This window comes from Patiriisocius sp. 208BN25-11 (assembly GCF_058147145.1).
In genome coordinates this window covers 37,210-54,010 of record NZ_JBYVJY010000009.1, presented here as the reverse complement: position 1 = coordinate 54,010, position 16,801 = coordinate 37,210, and the positions used below count along the sequence as shown (strand labels likewise).

The window sequence follows — 16,801 nt, the reverse complement described above, 5'->3', positions numbered from 1 at the left end:
ATTTCAGAACTAATAGGCATACTGAAAGTCCATTTTGTAGTATTTTTGCAAAAAAATATTTCGATGCAAAAGAAATTAGCTTCCATTCTGTTTTCTACTCGTTTAACCGCCATTTTATTTATTGTTTTTGCCGTAGCCATGGCTATAGGTACTTTGGTAGATGCTTCATCAGAAACCTCTCCAACACCTTATTCTAGAGCCTTGATTTACAATGCTTGGTGGTTTGAAGCCATCATGGGATTGTTTGTAATTAACTTCTTAGGGAACATATTTAGGTTTCGGTTACTTCGAAAAGAAAAATTGACGACCCTTATTTTACACCTTTCGTTTATTCTCATTTTAGTGGGTGCGTTTGTAACTCGTTACATTGGTTATGAAGGTGTTATGGAAATAGCAGAAGGCGATACCTCTAACAAAATGTTATCTGAACATGCTTATCTTAAGGTATTTATAGATGGTGATTATGTGGTAGATGGACAACAACAACGACTTAGATTGGCTCCAAAGAAGATGGATTTGTCAGAGCGATTGAGCAATCAGTTTTCTATGACTAAAAGTTACAATGGAACTCCGGTAACTGTTACCTACAAAGATTTTATAAAAGGAGCTACTAAGGGAATGATTCCTGATGAAAATGGAGAGGGCTACTTAAAAATAGTAGAAGCAGGAGATGGAAACCGCCATGATCACTTCGTGAAAGTAGGAGAGGTAACCAACATTCATAATATCTTATTCGCGATTAATAATCCAACTAAGGGGGCTATCAATATTTTGTATGATGAATCCAAAGAGTACTACCAAATAGAGCCAGCATTTTCTGGAGAGTACATGCGTATGGCAGATCAGCAAAAAGGGATGGTTGTAAAAGATAGTGTTCAAGATCTACAGTTACGTTCTTTATATCAAATGGCAGGAATGGCTTTTGTAATTCCAGATCCAGTGGTTAAAGGTCGTATGGGGATCATGAAAGCTCCTAAAGATGCTCCAGTGGGCACCAATGCCTTGTTATTGGATGTTAGCTCTGGTGGAGAAACAAAAACATTAGAGTTACTAGGAGGGAAGGGAAGCACTCCAAATCCTGTTAAAGTGGATGTAAATGGCTTAGAGGTCTATGCTACCTATGGAAGTAAAGAAATTGAACTTCCTTTTAGCATTACGTTAAACGATTTTATAGCTGAAAAATATCCTGGTACCGAAAAGAGTTACAAATCCTTTAAAAGTAAAGTAACAGTTAATAATGCAGATGGTACTTTTCAAGAAGAAGAAATTTTTATGAATAATGTCCTTGATAAAGGAGGCTATCGTTTTTTTCAGTCTGGATTTGATCCAAGTGAAAAAGGGACGATTCTTTCAGTAAACCATGATCAGTGGGGGACCTGGATTACCTATATTGGATATTTCTTATTGTATTTTGGTTTGATGGCCATTTTATTTGATAGAAATTCTAGGTTTGGTGATCTTAAAAAATACTTAGAAAAAATCAAGACTAAAAAGGCAAAGTTAATGACGATTGCTTTGGTTTTGTTTAGCACTACAGGTTTCGCCCAAGATACACACGATCATGTTGCTAGTGCAAAACATCAGGTAGATTCTATTATCATGGCCAATGCGGTGTCTAAAGAACACGCGGCAGAATTTGCACGTCTAGTGATACAAGACAATGGGCGTATGAAGCCTATTAGTACCTTTGCTAGTGAGCTAATACGTAAAGTAAGTGGAAGTGATTCTTACGAAGGATTAGATGCAAACCAGGTATTTATGTCAGTCACTCAGTTTCCTAGATTGTGGTCACAGGCTCCTGTAATTAAATTAAAGCGTGGAAACGATAGTATTCGTGAAATTGTAGGCGTACCAAAAGGGACCAAACATATTGCTTTAATTGATTTGTTTGATAAAGATGTAAAGTTTAAATTAGATCCATATCTAGAGGCTGCTACGAGTACAAATACGCCTAATCAGTTTCAAAAGGATTTTGTGAGAGCCTACGAAAGTTACTATGTTTTTAATCAAGCACTCAGTGGAAGTATTTTAAAGATTTTTCCAGTGCCTGGAGACGAAGGTAATAAATGGGTTTCCTACCCAGAGTTGAACGACAGCAATATAAAAGCGCAAGATTCTATGTTTGCAAAAACGGCCTTGCCTTTATATTTTGAGAGTTTGAGTGAAGCTAGAAAGACGAATGATTATTCGAAGCCTGCTGAAATTTTAAATCTCATTAAAGAGTTTCAGAAAAAACACGGTAGTGCAGTATTACCAAGTGATGCAAAGATAAGTGCTGAAATTATGTACAATAAAGTGGATATCTTTAATAGGCTTTTTCACTATTTCGCCATGTTTGGTGTCTTAATGTTTATTGGTATTATTTTTCAAATTTTTAATGAAGGGAAGGTTGTGAATACGATTGTTACCATCTGTAAAGTTGCCATTTGGATTATGTTTGCGCTTATGACACTTGGTTTAATAGGGCGTTGGTACGTCTCTGGACATGCTCCTTGGACAGATGCCTATGAGTCTATTATATATGTAGCTTGGGCCACAGTGTTTTTTGGAATTGCCTTTGGAAGAAAAAGTGATCTTACGGTTGCATCTACAGCTTTTGTAGCTGCTATCATTTTATGGGTGGCTAATCAGAGTTGGTTAGATCCAGCTATTTCGACATTAGTTCCAGTTTTAGATAGTTATTGGTTGATGATCCACGTGGCTGTTATTGTGGCTAGTTATGGCCCATTTACCTTGGGGATGATCCTTGGGGTCACGGTGCTTATTTTAATGCTGTTAACCAACAGTAAGAACAAAGCCATCATGGATTTAAACATCAAAGAGCTTACTACTATAAATGAAATGGCATTAACGGTTGGTTTGGTAATGCTTACCATAGGTAACTTCTTAGGAGGACAATGGGCCAATGAAAGTTGGGGACGTTACTGGGGATGGGATCCAAAAGAAACATGGGCGCTTATTAGTATTATGATTTACGCATTTGTAATTCATATGCGATTGGTTCCAGGTCTAAGAGGTAAGTGGATTTATACTGTGGCTTCTATTGCTGCATACGGATCTATAATGATGACCTATTTTGGAGTAAACTTCTACCTTACAGGATTGCACTCGTATGCAAGTGGTGATGTGCCTGTAACACCAACTTTTGTATATTACATTGTTGTTTTTATTGTGTTGTTGGCAGTTGCTTCTTTTTTCTCTTATAAAAAGTATTACATAAAAAAAAGATAGACTTTAAGTCTATCTTTTTTTACTAGGGAGCAATTTTTCTTTTTCTAATACTACTAATTATATATATAATCTGGTTGTGCATCAAGGAGATTTACATCTTCTTGAATTGCTTCATTAATTTGTAGTTTGTAGTATAGATCTCTGGTCATCTCTTCTACATCAACTTCTGTAGTATTTAGTTTTCTAGCAATTTTTTTGTTTTCTTTTCCTTCGCTGATGTATTGTAATAGTTTTATTTCAAGACCATCAAGATCGTAGTGCATGATTAGGTTTTCTAAGTATACATCTTCAACCATTTTGGCAATATTATCTCTATTCATCATTTCTTGTCGTTTTAAAAAGATTTGCATTTCTGTTTTTCTAAGTACGGTTTCTTCTTTAATAGCATTCATTCTAAATACAATGGCATACGTCATTAATAAGATATTGATGAAGTATGCTGCTTTAACATGGTGTAATTCTGTATTTAAAAAATTAATCTCCATTCCTTGTAGTAAAAAATAATCCAAAGAGAATAGCAACGGAATTGAAAAACCAATTACATAAAATTTTGAGTAATTGTTTTTGCTAAATAAAGAAACTCCAGCTCCGTAATAACAAAATATAACCGTGAAAGAAATAATGTTAGCGGCTGTAGCAAGCATTTCTCCTTCTACAAACCAAGATGCTAATGTTAGTCCTGCTGCAAATACAAAAAGCGGTAGGGTAAATGTTTTAAGTTTTGGGTAGTACTCTTTTAAGGTTAAGTATTTCGAAGAGAATAAGGCTATTAAACCTGCGGCTATACATGATAGTGTTGTGTGTAACGCAGTGGTGTTTTCTATAATATTTCCGAAGAACAAAGAAGAAATATTATCCTCACTAAAAAATAAAGCTAAGGACGCCGATAACGCTAATCCAAAAAAACCGAATACCTTTTCTTCAAACAATAAAAAGCATGCAAAACTGATAAGTAACATGATTGTTAAAGAGCCATAGAAAAGACCTTTCACAAAAAGTGAGTTTTTTGTAGCGGCTGCTATTGTTGTATCTGCCTCTTGGGCTGTGTTATCCTTGCTAGTTAGCATGGTTTCATTCTTAACAGCTGCAAAACTATTCGTGCTCGCCGTTAATGAGGTCACCGAAGTTTTTTTAATTGGGTATTCTACCTTAGCAGCAAGAATACTACAGTTAAAAATGCTTAAGAGAAAAAATATACAAAGTGCAGGGGCATACATTTGCTGTCTCATATAAATAGGTTTTATTAATCTGGGACTGGCAAGATACAAAATAAACACACTTTATCTAATAAAATTGCATTTAATCGATGAAATGCACAAAAAAAAGAGTCCTATATACGTATAGAACTCTTTTTGAATTGAAAATTTCAGCAATTAATGCCCCACCATATCTTCAGGTTTTACCCAAGCATCAAACTCATCTTCAGTAAGATAGCCTAAAGCAACGGCTTCTTCTTTTAAGGTAGTTCCATTTTTATGAGCTGTATTTGCAATTTCTGCAGCTTTGTAGTACCCAATTTTAGTATTGAGGGCTGTAACAAGCATTAGTGAGTTGTTTAATTGTTTATTAATAACCTCTGTATTGGCTTGAATCCCACTTGCGCAATGCAGATCAAATGAAACACATGCATCTCCAATAAGTTGAGCAGATTGTAAAATGTTTGCTGCCATCATGGGTTTAAATACATTGAGTTCATAGTGTCCTTGCATTCCTCCAACTGCAATCGCCATATCATTTCCTATTACTTGCGCACAAACCATGGTAAGTGCTTCACATTGCGTAGGATTCACTTTTCCTGGCATGATAGAAGATCCTGGCTCGTTAGCTGGAATGGTAATTTCTCCAATACCGCTTCTTGGTCCACTTGCCAACATGCGAATGTCGTTTGCTATTTTATTTAGAGAGACTGCTATTTGTTTTAGTGCTCCGTGAGATTCTACAATGGCATCATGTGCTGCCAACGCTTCAAATTTATTTTTTGCAGTAATAAAAGGTAGTTCTGTAAACTTAGCAATATATCCTGCGACACTTTCTGGATATCCTTTTGGTGTATTAATACCTGTTCCTACTGCAGTACCTCCTAATGCTAATTGCGATAAATGAGGAAGTGTATTTTTTAACGCCGCTAATCCATGCTCTAACTGAGAGGCGTAACCGCTAAACTCTTGTCCGAGTGTTAAAGGTGTAGCATCCATTAAGTGCGTTCGTCCAATTTTCACGACATTTTCAAACTCCTTTGTTTTAGCAACTAAGGTTTTGTGCAGTTGTTCAACACCAGGAATGGTAACATCGATGAGTTTCTTATAAGCAGCAATATGCATTCCCGTTGGAAAGGTATCGTTAGAGGATTGCGATTTATTTACATCATCATTAGGTTGTAACGTTTTTTCTCCTTCACCAATGGTATTTCCTGCCAATTGGTGCGCGCGGTTAGCAATTACTTCATTCACATTCATGTTACTTTGCGTACCACTACCTGTTTGCCAAACCACCAAAGGAAATTGATCATTGTGTTGTCCCGTTAAAATTTCGTCACACACCTTTGCAATCAAATCTCTTTTTGCTTCAGGTAACACACCTAATTCACAATTTGTATAGGCAGCAGCTTTCTTTAAATACGCAAAACCATATACAATTTCTAGAGGCATAGAAGCAGGGCTTCCAATTTTAAAATTATTTCTAGAGCGCTCTGTTTGAGCCCCCCATAATACATTGGCAGGCACTTTTACCTCGCCCATGGTGTCTTTTTCTATTCTGAAATGTTCCATAACATTATTTGGTTTAGATTGCAAAAATAGTAGTTTATGGGCTTTTGTTTGTACAGAAACCGACTAATATTTTGTCTGTTGACAACCTGTTCATTTTTTTTATTTTTGGAGGCCTTAATCTTTCAGAAATAAAAAAATCAGTTTATCTTTGCAGAAACTAAACACACTATTATGTTCGATTTTGATCAATACCTAGGATTTCTTGCATTTTTAACCATCTTAACAATTGGATTTTGGTTAATGATTTTCTTAGTATCTATTATTCCTTACTGGATTGGTGGACAATTAATTGAAAACATGAAACTAAAGCGTGAAGCTAAAAAGAATGAAACCAAGTAATTACTTGTAGCATATATAGCAAAAGGAAGCCATTTGGCTTCCTTTTTTAGTTTAATATTTTTAACACATCCTTTGGCGGTCTTCCTATTGCCGCTTTTCCATTTTTAATGGCAATGGGACGTTCTATTAATTTGGGGTGTTGGTGCATGGCTTTTATAAGCTGCGCTTCTGTAAGTTCTTTTCCTCTATAGTTTTCTTTCCATACTGCTTCTCCTTTACGTATTAAGGAAAGTGCTGAAATATCAAGTTGTTGCAGTATTTTTTTTATGTCGGCTTCACTTGGAATATCATTAAGATATAAGACCAAGTTTACAGGTTCTTTTGCATCTTCAAGGATTTTTAAGGCTTGTCTAGATTTACTGCATCTAGGGTTATGGTATAGGGTGGTCATTGTTGAAGAAGTTTATGAGTTGATGTGTTTAAGAGTTTATAAGTTTTAAAATCGAAATCTAAAAAAAGAGTATTATGCATTTATTTTCCTGTCCATACTCCATATTCCATCCTCAATTTTTAATTTTGCCTACAGCCTACAGCCTACAGCCTACAGCCTACAGCCTACAGCCTACAGCCTACAGCCTACAGCCTACAGCCTACACCTACAACTAATCAACCGTATACGTTAATTTCATCGTAATAGAAGTTGTTTTCTCTTTTGAAGAGGTATTATAAGCGCCACCCCAAGAATAATCTTCTCCAGAGTTTTGTCCGGTAATTTGAAAAATCCCCATTCTAGCGGTGACTAATTCTCCTAGTTTTGAGCCAGAATTCTCTGCAATCTTTTCGGCACGAAGTCTTGCATTCTCCGTAGCACGAGAAATCATCTCTACTTTTAAGTCTTCTATTTTTGTATAATAATAGCGTGGCGCTTCTGAGTATAGTTGAACACCTCTGTTGAGTAGTTCGGTAATTTCTCTTGAAATTTTCTCGGTGTTTTCTACTTTCGTTGATTTTATTTCTACCCTTTGAGAAAGGTTGTACCCTGTAAAGGTGGTACCTATATAATTGCCGTTAGGACCGTAATTTGGCTCGTTGTTTTCTGAAGTATTCACAGCACTAAAAACAATATTGGCAACATCCACTCCTTTAGAAGTCAAGTAGCTCGTCACAATACTTTTATCGTTAGCCAAGTCTTTATAGGCTTGTTGCAAATTTGTGTTGTTGCGTGTAAAACGTGCTTCCCAAACAATAAGATCACTGGTAAAATCACTTTTACCAAGGCCAGTTACGGCTATGGTGCGCTGCGATTTGTTTCTGTTCATGTAAGCGTTACCTAGCAATGCTGCTGCAACGACAATGGCAAGGCCAAAAATAATGGCTGTAAGATTGTTTTTCATGGAACTAAAATTTCTGTATAAAGGTATTAAAATACCAACTGTTAACCTAGTGCTTCTAAGTCCTCTTTGTAATCAAATTGTAAATCTTCGTGGAGTCCTTCTATCTTTTTGTCGATGAGTTGTATTTGACGGTCGTATAAATTATGTAGCGTTACGTTTCTTGTAATGGAAGGCTTAAATGTAATGAGTCGTTCACAGAAATGTAACAAGATGGCAACTTCTGTCTCTTTGTTACCAGAATAACGAATGTATTTTTTTACGTTTCGTAAGATTTTTCGAACACTTTTTTTTAAGTAGTAGAAGTTGGTATTGGTAATGGCATTAAATTCATCATCAATGGTTTCTTTGATGTGGGTAATGTATCCTTCTTCATCATCTGCTTCAAAAAGCAAATAGGTGAGGAGTTCCTTATTTTCTTTTTTAAATCTAGCCAAACGCAGGCATAGTTGCTCGATGTCTTCGGGGGAGCGTTGTTTAAGTTCTTGTTTTATTTGGGCGAGGCTAGCAGGTTTCAAAAGGAAAGCGTTTTATTAAATTTGAGTTAACTAATGACTTGTAGTTTTATAGAATTTCAGTGAACTTATCCGTGAATGGTTTCCTTTTTACCATAACTTTTTATGATTTCTCCTTCAAAGTCGATGAGTTCTTGCCAGCGCTTTTCTACATCAATGCCTTCGCCATATTTTCTAGCAAAGCCTAAGAAGGTGGTATAATGTCCTGCTTCGCTAATCATAAGTTCTCTGTAGAATTTCGCTAGCTTTTCATCATTAATGCGTTCACTCAATAATTTAAAACGCTCACAACTACGCGCTTCTATCATTGCCGAAAACAACAAACGATCTACCATGGCTTGCTGTCTGCTGCCCCCAGTATTCATGAACTTAAACAACTGATTGACATAATGATCTTTTCGTTCTCGCCCTAAAGTATACCCACGTTCTTTGATGATTTCGTGCACCATTTCAAAATGCTCGAGTTCTTCTTGGGCTAGCTTTAAAAGTTCAGTTACTAGTTCTACATGCTCATTATTCAAAGTAATAATGGTAATGGCATTGGTTGCCGCCTTTTGTTCACACCAAGCGTGATCGGTAAGTATTTCTTCCAGATTGTTTTCTACAATAGTCACCCATCTTGGGTCTGTTTCTAGTTTCAGGTTGAGCATTAGTGTTTAATAATTTGATGTGTGTATGTGGATTGGTCTTTTTTTATGACTACAAAATACAAACCTGCTGTATATTTTGAAGTATTTATGGTGAGTTTATTTTTATTGCTTGTGTTTGTTTCTGAGAATATTTTTCTTCCATCTTGAGAATAGACAAAGACTTCGTTCCAAGTGTCACTTTCAATAGTAACAAACTCATTTGCAGGGTTGGGATAGATATAAAAGGGCGGTTTTACTTCCGAGGTTATTTCTGAAACTCCAAGAGGCGATCCGTCTGTGTTGGTTTTTTGATACCAAATTTTTAGGAGATTTGTTCTAGGATCTCCCCAAGTTGTATGTACTATATTAGCTTCTAGTTGTACATTCATAAAGTCATTCCCTGCACTTGCTAAGATGTCATTATAGGGTATAGATTGATCTGTTATTTGGAAGTTGGGTTCAAAAGTAGTAGCTCCATTAGCTCTATAGGCTGCCCATATTTCGGTGTCTGTTTCATAACCACTTTCTGGAGCATTTCTTCTATCACGCCAGCTAATAATAAGATCTCCTTCACTATTAAAATCTCCCCATACTAAATCTTGCATCTTGCCATTTGCTATAGGGTCGTCATTAATTCTAATTGGTGCAGACCAAGAGGTTCCAGCATTTAATGTTTCAGTAAAAAACACATCTAAATCATCGTTTTGATTGCTAAGAAAAACAAAGCCTAAATGCGCTTCATTTTCAGGATTATTAAGTAATAAATATCCTTTTTTTGGTAATGGATCTGGAGAGGCTACTGTATTAATAGATGCTAGCACGGTGTTATAAGAGAAGTCTTGCCCTGCATTAATACTAGATGCAATTACATATTGAGGCAGCACATTTTGACTAGCAACAAATGAAGGGTACACCGCATAGAAAACACCATTGTTTGAAATAGTTGGAGTTGGCATTGGCTGTTCAATGTTATCCCCAGAAAGCCAACCAGTTGTGTCAATTGTTTTTAAATCAAAGGTATTTCCTTGATCTGTAGATACAGATACATAAGGTCTATATGGAGGTGCTGCCTCTCTAATATTCATGCTTGTTACATATATTGTTCCTTGATTAGGTCCAGATGAAGTATCTATAACAAGCCAAGGTCTGTCTACAATTTTTTGTTCTGGAAGTGTGGCAATGTTTAGTACTTCTACTGGAGCTGAAAAAGAGGCTCCATTATCTGTAGACTTTGAAATTTGAATACCACCTATAATTGGATCTGAATCCGTTCCTGTAGAATCAATAAATGCAATAAAAATGGTTCCGTTTTCATCAAAGGCTATTGATGGATCTGCGGAGGTATAACCACTTACAACATGAGGTATAGCTACAATAGGTTGCCAAGTGTCACCGCCATCAAAACTGCTTCGGGTTTTAATTTGTATGCGTTGGGTGGCATTTGTAAACCCCATCCAAGCTATTATTAAATGATTGCTGTCTTGTGGATTGATAGCTAAATAAGGCTCTCCGTCAAATACTGAGCCTGTAGAGATGGTTTCGTTTTGCGCTATTCCAAGAACAGCAATGAAATACAACAAAAATAAATACTGCTTCATAGATGATGTTTTAGTTTATGACAAAAAATCATAGAAAAGGTTTAAAAAAGTTTTAAAAGAGTTCTTACAAATTTCGTAAGCCTTCATACACCACAATACTCACTGCATTGGCAAGATTAAGACTCCTAATATGTTTGCTGTGCAAAGGAATGGTGTATTGTTGCTCTGGGTGTTTGTCTAATATTTCCGAAGAAAGTCCGACAGATTCTTTTCCAAAGATCAAGAACAAATCATCTTCGTAAGGTATTTCTAAATAACTCTTTGTGGCTCGACTCGATAAAAATGCCATGTTTTTGTCGCTATGTTGCTTAAAAAAATCGGTAACACTTTCGTAAATGGTTACTTCGATATGCTGCCAATAATCGAGCCCCGCTCGTTTTAATCTGCTATCGCTCAACTCAAAACCAAAGGGCTTTACCAAGTGTAAATGAGATCCGCTACCTAATGCAATCCTTCCAATGTTCCCCGTATTGTTGGGTATTTCGGGTTCTATTAAAACAATGTTGTAACCCATTATTTTGTCTTTTTTACATGTTTAAGGACTAAGAAATTTTGAGGGTTGATCCCTAGTCCTGAGATTTTTTTGGAAACAAAACGAACCGCCATATCATAGTATAGTGGTACAATGGGTGCATCTGCAATAACAATGCTGTCCATTTTGGTGTATAGTTTTTTTCTTTCTTTTATTTCTGAAATTTTCTGTGCTTCCACATATAGGCTATCAAATACCACATTTTTGTAATGGGTGTAATTCGGACCGTTAGGTGTAAAGTTTGGACTATAAAATAGGGATAAGTAATTCTCTGCATCTGGGTAGTCTGCCACCCAGCTAGCTCTAAAAATATCGAGTTCTCCGCTACTTTTCATCTGCCGAAGGGTAGCAGCAGGCATGACATCTATTTTAATAGCAACACCTAACTTCTCTAACTCTCTTTGAATATATTCGCAAACATCTAGGTATTGACTGTTGGTACCGATGGTAACTTGGGGTTTGGAATCACCAGTTTCGACTTTGTATGCCTCAATAAGACTTCTGGCTTTTTCAGGATCGTAGGTGTATCCTTCAATAAAATCAAAACCTGCCAATCCTTTTGGGATAAATCCGTGTGTGGCTGGGATACCCATTCCGTTTCGTAAATAGGTCACCATTTTTTCTCTGTCAAACCCGTAATTGATCGCTTTTCGTATTAAATGTGAAGCCGTTTCTTGAGTGGGCGCTCCCATGAAAAAGCCAAGGTATTCTGTGTTTAAATAGGGAGTGGTTAAGAGTGACACGCTTTCTTGATATGCAGGTTGCAAAGATCCTTTGGTGGTAATAATTTCATCCTTATACGAGTTATCTAATCCAGACATAAAATCGATGTTTCCTTGCGCGAACTGTAAAAACTCACTTTGCTTATCGGGTAAAAATGTAATCGCAACAGCCTCTAAGTAGGGGAGTTGTGTTCCTGTTGCATCCTTCTCAAAATACAAAGGATTTTTTCTAAAAATGAGTTTTACATTTTCTTCCCAAAACTTAAATTGAAAGGGACCCGTACCTACCGGATTGCTTCTAAAGTCATTTCCATAAAAGTCTATAGCTTCTTTAGGTACCACTGAGCAATAACGCATAGATAACAGCCCTAAAAAAGCTGGAAATGGTTTTTTGAGTTGTATCACAAAGGTCGTGTCGTTTTCGGCGCGGTAGCTTTGTACTGCTTTTAATACCCAACTTCCTGGTGATGCTAATTTTGGAGATAAGAGTCTGTCAAAACTATAGACAAAATCTTGCGCCACCACAGTCCTCGTGCTGTCCTCATGAAATACTTTATTTTTATGAAAATAGACATCGTCTCTTAGCGTAAAGGTGTAGGTAAGAGTTGTGTCGTTTATGTGCCATGATTTGGCAATATCGGGTTGTATGTTGAGTTGGTCATCCAACTGCACCAAGCCATTAAATAATTGATTGCTGGGCCAAATGGTTTGCGGATTTCTTGCAAAGGCAGGATCTAGCGTAGCAATGTTGCTATGCTCATTATACCGAAATACGAGATGATCTTTATCTTGATTTTGTTTAGAAGTACAACTGTAGACTAAGATACCTACCAAGACCATCAAGGTGCTTTTTATAAGAGAGGGCCATAGGTGTATGTACATATTGTTTGTTTTGGGTCTTCTAGTCACAAAGATATTATATTCTAGGTATGCGAATCTACTTTACCGCGCTTTAAAATAATCTGTAATACAAACCTAAAGAGCATACACCAAAGAGCATAATTAGTTTCAATAAAGTACTTATCGTTTTTAAGTCTTTTTGAGCGCTAGCCGACCATAATTTTGTAATCAATAAGAGTAATGGGCCTATGACACAGATTAGAAAATACAGCATCAGGAGTTTGTCGGTATAGAAATAGGTATACAAATAATAAATGGTGGCTATCAGGAACATGCAGCTTATCCCAAATGCTAGATAGATACTTCGTTGTCTTCCTAATGCAATAGGTATGGTATTTCTTCCTGCATTTTTATCTCCGTCGCTATCGTGAATGTCTTTTACAAGTTCGCGAAGCAAATTAATACCAAAGGCAAAAAGGGTATAATGCATTATAATTTGCGTTGCTTTTAATGTGATTCCAGTAACACCATTGGTAATATTGGGGTATACATCGAACAATACCGTTGTGATGAGCACAAAAGCGGTAAGCCCAGCAATTAAGATGTTGTTTAGTAGTATTGCGTTTTTGATACTCGTAGCGTAGCCATATAAAAGTGCCGCAACAATTACAAAAACAGCAGCAAGATTGGGTTTGTCTATTGCATTACTCACTATAAACCCAGTAATAACGCCAACAATGGTAAGTACCATGTAAAAGGTTGTTGCATTTTTTTCTGAAATATGAGTGCCCACAATAACTTTATTGGGTTTGTTAATACGGTCTGTAGATCGATCATAGATATCGTTAATCACATTTCCGCCAGCGGCAATACTAGTTACAGCCACCACCAATAACAAAAATGGTAATTCAGATAGGGCCGTTGCTACCCCAATGACCTCAAGAAAGGCATATTTGATGACGCACATGAGCACCGCGATGAGCACTAAATTGATCGGTCGAATAAGTTTTAAATAATGCATAGCTACTCTATTAACAATCGCTCATGTTTACATGTACTGCTAGACCACCTTCGCTTGTTTCTTTGTATTTATTTGCCATATCTTGGGCAGTTTCCCACATGGTAGCAATTACCTTGTCTATAGGTACTTTGGTTTGAGATGGATCTGCATCGAGTGCCATTTCACAAGCATTGATTCCTTTTATCGCTCCCATGGCATTACGCTCTATACAAGGTATTTGTACAAGGCCACCAATAGGATCGCAAGTAAGTCCTAAGTGATGTTCCATTGCAATCTCAGCGGCAATTAAACACTGTTCTGGAGAACCGCCCATAAGTTCAGTGAGGGCGCCTGCAGCCATAGCCGAAGAAACGCCAATTTCTGCTTGACAGCCACCCATAGCTGCGCTAATCGTTGCTCCTTTTTTAAAGAGACTTCCTATTTCACTTGCAACGAGTAAGAACTTTTTGATGTCTTCAAAATCGGCATCATGATTTTCTATCACAATATAGTACATAAGTACGGCAGGAATAACCCCAGCACTTCCATTAGTAGGTGCTGTAACTACGCGTCCTAGTGATGCATTCACTTCATTTACTGCCAAAGCGAAACAGCTTACCCATTTTAAAATTTGTCGAAATTTCACCTCGGTCCCACGAATGGTTTCAATCCATTGGTAAGCATCTTTATAGGGTTTTTCGCCTATTAAATCTTTGTGTGTACTAAAGGCTCTACGACGTACATTGAGTCCGCCCGGCAAGGTACCCACCGTATGGCAGCCCACATACATAGAATCTAGCATCACATCCCAAATGGCTCTTATGCCTTCGTCTATTTCTTTGGCGTTGCGGAGTGATAATTCGTTTTGATATACAATCTCACTAATTGTTTTGTTTTGAGCTTTGCAATGGGCGATGATATCTACCCCTTCTTGAGTTGGAAACGGAAATTGTGAAAAATTTTCCTTTTTCTTTTGTGCTCTTTTGCGTTCTTCTTGCACTACAAATCCTCCACCAATAGAGTAGTAGGTTTCTGAAATATTCGTGCCATTAGCAAGTGTAGCGGTAAAGGTAATTCCGTTAGGGTGGAAGGGTAGGAATTTACGATGAAATGTGATGTGCTCTTCTTTGTTAAATACAATGTCAAGTTCATTGTTTAATGGGAGCGTTTTTGTTTCTAGAATGGCATCTATGGTGGGTTGAATGTTTTCTATCGGAAATGTTACAGGGTCGAAACCGCATAAGCCCAATATGGAAGCAATGTCGGTGGCATGCCCTTTTCCAGTTAAGGACAATGATCCGTATAGGTCAACAGCAACATGGGTCACGTTTTTAAAATTTCCGCTTTGCTTTAAACTAGTAATCCAGCGTCCTGCTGCACGCCATGGTCCTAAGGTATGCGAACTTGAGGGGCCAACCCCAATTTTAAGCATGTCAAAAACACTAATACTTTCCATATCAATTTTTTGTAGTTCAAACCTACATAATTTATTGTTATGTGCCTTCTTTTTTGTTAATATCTTAACTAGGAATTAATCCTTTTTATTGGAATTATTCCATAATTTTGTGTTGTGGAATATTTAGAAACAGGAAAAATACAAAAGCAAGAGGCACGGCATGAAGCAGAAGTTTCTAAACAAACTGGATTTCCTAGTCCTGCTACGCATTATTTAGAGCCTTCAATAGATTTAAACAAAGAGCTTATTACCCATCCAGATGCTACTTTTTATGTACGCGTGTCTGGCGACGCATGGGCGCAGTACGCTATAAGAGATAGTGATGTGTTGCTCATTGATAGAGCACGTACTCCTGGTATTGGTGACTTAGCACTTGTGGTAGAAGAGGGAGCTTTTAAAGTACTGCATATTCCTAGACAGCGGGCTACAGATTCTTTTGTGGTTTGGGGAACAATCACCTACATCATACATCGTGTGTCATGATAGCTATGATTGATTGTAATAGTTTTTATGCTTCTTGTGAGCAGGTGTTTCGCCCAGATTTATGGGGGAAACCGGTAGTTGTATTAAGTAACAACGATGGATGTGTGATTGCTGCAAATAAAGAAGCAAAAGTAATGGCACATATCCCCATGTTTGAGCCTGTATTTAAGATTAAGGATCAGCTTGTCCAAAACAAGGTTGTTTTTTTTTCTTCTAATTACACTTTGTATGGAGAAATGTCACAACGTGTCATGAATATTCTTGGGCGATTTTCACCTCATGTAGAAGTGTATAGTATCGATGAAGCATTTATCGATGTGCATGGATTTACTCATACGTCATTAGAAGACTATGGCGTTGTTATTAAGGACACCATTGTAAAAGAAACTGGATTGCCCGTAGGCGTTGGTATTGCACCCACCAAAGTACTCGCCAAATTAGCGAATAAAATGTCTAAAAAAGTACCCGCATTTGAGCATGTATGTGTCATTGATACAGAAGAAAAGCGTATGAAGGCTTTAAAATGGGCACAAACCAAGGATGTATGGGGATTGGGTAGAAAGCACCAAGAGCGTCTTAAGAACATTGGTGTATTTACGGCCTATGAGTTTACCCAATTGCCCATATCCTGGGTACGAAAAGAAATGACCGTAGTAGGAGAGCGGTTATGGAAAGAGCTGCATGGGGAATCTTGCATTGAGTTTAGAACCATGCCTAAAACCAAAAAAGCGATTGGTACGGCCAAATCGTTTGGAAAGAAATTGGAAGACCTCGAACGTATAGAGGAAGCCTGTGCCTACTACATTAGTGAGGTGGCTGAGGTGCTACGAGCTCAAAAATCATGTGCGACCTATGTGCATGTTTTTTTGATGACCAATTATTTTAGTGATGTAGATAAGCAATACCGTAATAGTAAGACGGTGACCCTAACAATCCCTACCAACAATACTTTTGCCTTGATAACAGAGGCGAGAAAAGCATTAAAAACCATTTATAAACCCGGATATAGGTATAAGAAAGTAGGAGTAAACCTTACTGGGATTATCCCACAAGAATACGTACAAGGAAATTTATTTTTATCGAATACCTTACATAATAAAAGGCTTATGAAAACCGTAGACTTGTTAAATAACAAATTTGGAAAAGCTACGGTAACATCTGCCATGATAGGCACTCGCGTAGAAGAGTGGGAGTTGATAAAGAAAGAACGCAGCAAACGTTACACAACACAGTGGGATGAGTTACTCACATTAACAACTAAAATGTAAATAGTGAACCTTTAGTCTAATGCTTCTAAAATTTCAGTTGCTTTGGTGTGATGAGCTCTTTTGAGTTCTCTCAAATTTCAATTTTTAAT

The 16,801-nt window shown here is 37.1% G+C and carries 16 protein-coding genes; 5 read left to right on the top strand and 11 right to left on the bottom strand.

Annotation, left to right across the window (positions count from 1 at the left end):
* The first annotated feature begins 63 nt into the window (after positions 1-63).
* On the top strand, positions 64-3,231 hold the full coding sequence (locus ACY2RS_RS11150; protein ID WP_490098736.1) for a cytochrome c biogenesis protein: 3,168 nt from the start codon (positions 64-66) through the stop codon (positions 3,229-3,231).
* A gap of 53 nt (positions 3,232-3,284) precedes the next feature.
* Here the strand turns inward: ACY2RS_RS11150 and ACY2RS_RS11145 are convergent, their stop codons facing one another.
* Together ACY2RS_RS11145 and fumC are read right to left on the bottom strand one after the other, a co-directional pair.
* Positions 3,285-4,460, bottom strand: a complete 1,176-nt coding sequence (locus ACY2RS_RS11145) for a 7TM-DISM domain-containing protein (RefSeq protein ID WP_490098735.1) — start codon at positions 4,458-4,460, stop codon at positions 3,285-3,287.
* A 144-nt stretch (positions 4,461-4,604) separates the two neighbouring features.
* A complete protein-coding gene (gene fumC, locus ACY2RS_RS11140) occupies positions 4,605-5,999 on the bottom strand; it encodes a class II fumarate hydratase (RefSeq protein WP_490098734.1) in 1,395 nt (464 codons plus the stop codon).
* A 171-nt stretch (positions 6,000-6,170) separates the two neighbouring features.
* Here fumC and ACY2RS_RS11135 point away from each other — a divergent pair, with 171 nt between their 5' ends.
* Positions 6,171-6,338, top strand: a complete 168-nt coding sequence (locus ACY2RS_RS11135; protein WP_490098733.1) for a hypothetical protein — start codon at positions 6,171-6,173, stop codon at positions 6,336-6,338.
* Between the two features lie 46 nt (positions 6,339-6,384).
* Here ACY2RS_RS11135 and arsC read toward each other — a convergent pair whose 3' ends face one another.
* Positions 6,385-6,729 carry an arsenate reductase (glutaredoxin) gene (gene arsC / locus ACY2RS_RS11130; RefSeq protein ID WP_490098732.1) on the bottom strand — a complete coding sequence of 115 codons (345 nt, stop codon included), beginning with the start codon at positions 6,727-6,729 and terminating at the stop codon, positions 6,385-6,387.
* A 74-nt stretch (positions 6,730-6,803) separates the two neighbouring features.
* On the opposite strand from arsC, the gene ACY2RS_RS11125 reads away from it, so the two are divergent.
* Positions 6,804-6,944 (top strand): hypothetical protein, encoded by a 141-nt coding sequence (locus ACY2RS_RS11125; RefSeq protein ID WP_490098731.1) that lies wholly within the window; start codon positions 6,804-6,806, stop codon positions 6,942-6,944.
* Here ACY2RS_RS11125 and ACY2RS_RS11120 read toward each other — a convergent pair.
* The 8 genes from ACY2RS_RS11120 to ACY2RS_RS11085 form a co-directional block, all read right to left on the bottom strand.
* Positions 6,941-7,672 (bottom strand): SIMPL domain-containing protein, encoded by a 732-nt coding sequence (locus ACY2RS_RS11120; protein WP_490098730.1) that lies wholly within the window; start codon positions 7,670-7,672, stop codon positions 6,941-6,943. The two genes, ACY2RS_RS11125 and ACY2RS_RS11120, sit on opposite strands and share 4 nt — an antisense overlap.
* 41 nt (positions 7,673-7,713) lie before the next feature.
* The gene (locus tag ACY2RS_RS11115) at positions 7,714-8,187 is read right to left on the bottom strand and encodes a hypothetical protein (protein ID WP_490098729.1); all 474 of its coding nucleotides are present in this window, start codon (positions 8,185-8,187) and stop codon (positions 7,714-7,716) included.
* Between the two features lie 65 nt (positions 8,188-8,252).
* Positions 8,253-8,834, bottom strand: coding sequence for a MiaE family protein (locus tag ACY2RS_RS11110; protein ID WP_490098728.1), 582 nt, complete (start codon positions 8,832-8,834; stop codon positions 8,253-8,255).
* Positions 8,834-10,411: a T9SS type A sorting domain-containing protein gene (locus ACY2RS_RS11105; RefSeq protein WP_490098727.1), complete on the bottom strand. Its 1,578-nt coding sequence runs from the start codon at positions 10,409-10,411 to the stop codon at positions 8,834-8,836. The genes ACY2RS_RS11110 and ACY2RS_RS11105 overlap by 1 nt, the downstream gene beginning before the upstream one ends.
* Before the next feature lie 64 nt (positions 10,412-10,475).
* Positions 10,476-10,925, bottom strand: coding sequence for a tRNA (cytidine(34)-2'-O)-methyltransferase (locus tag ACY2RS_RS11100; protein WP_490098726.1), 450 nt, complete (start codon positions 10,923-10,925; stop codon positions 10,476-10,478).
* Positions 10,925-12,547 carry an ABC transporter substrate-binding protein gene (locus ACY2RS_RS11095; RefSeq protein ID WP_490098725.1) on the bottom strand — a complete coding sequence of 541 codons (1,623 nt, stop codon included), beginning with the start codon at positions 12,545-12,547 and terminating at the stop codon, positions 10,925-10,927. The genes ACY2RS_RS11100 and ACY2RS_RS11095 overlap by 1 nt, the downstream gene beginning before the upstream one ends.
* Positions 12,548-12,617: 70 nt before the next feature.
* A complete protein-coding gene (locus ACY2RS_RS11090; protein ID WP_490098724.1) occupies positions 12,618-13,526 on the bottom strand; it encodes a geranylgeranylglycerol-phosphate geranylgeranyltransferase in 909 nt (302 codons plus the stop codon).
* 10 nt (positions 13,527-13,536) lie between these two features.
* Positions 13,537-14,961: an L-serine ammonia-lyase gene (locus ACY2RS_RS11085; RefSeq protein WP_490098723.1), complete on the bottom strand. Its 1,425-nt coding sequence runs from the start codon at positions 14,959-14,961 to the stop codon at positions 13,537-13,539.
* A gap of 114 nt (positions 14,962-15,075) precedes the next feature.
* Here ACY2RS_RS11085 and ACY2RS_RS11080 point away from each other — a divergent pair, with 114 nt between their 5' ends.
* A complete protein-coding gene (locus ACY2RS_RS11080) occupies positions 15,076-15,444 on the top strand; it encodes a S24 family peptidase (RefSeq protein ID WP_490098722.1) in 369 nt (122 codons plus the stop codon).
* Positions 15,441-16,712 (top strand): Y-family DNA polymerase, encoded by a 1,272-nt coding sequence (locus ACY2RS_RS11075; protein WP_490098721.1) that lies wholly within the window; start codon positions 15,441-15,443, stop codon positions 16,710-16,712. Before ACY2RS_RS11080 ends, ACY2RS_RS11075 begins: the two co-directional genes overlap by 4 nt.
* Positions 16,713-16,801 lie beyond the last annotated feature (89 nt).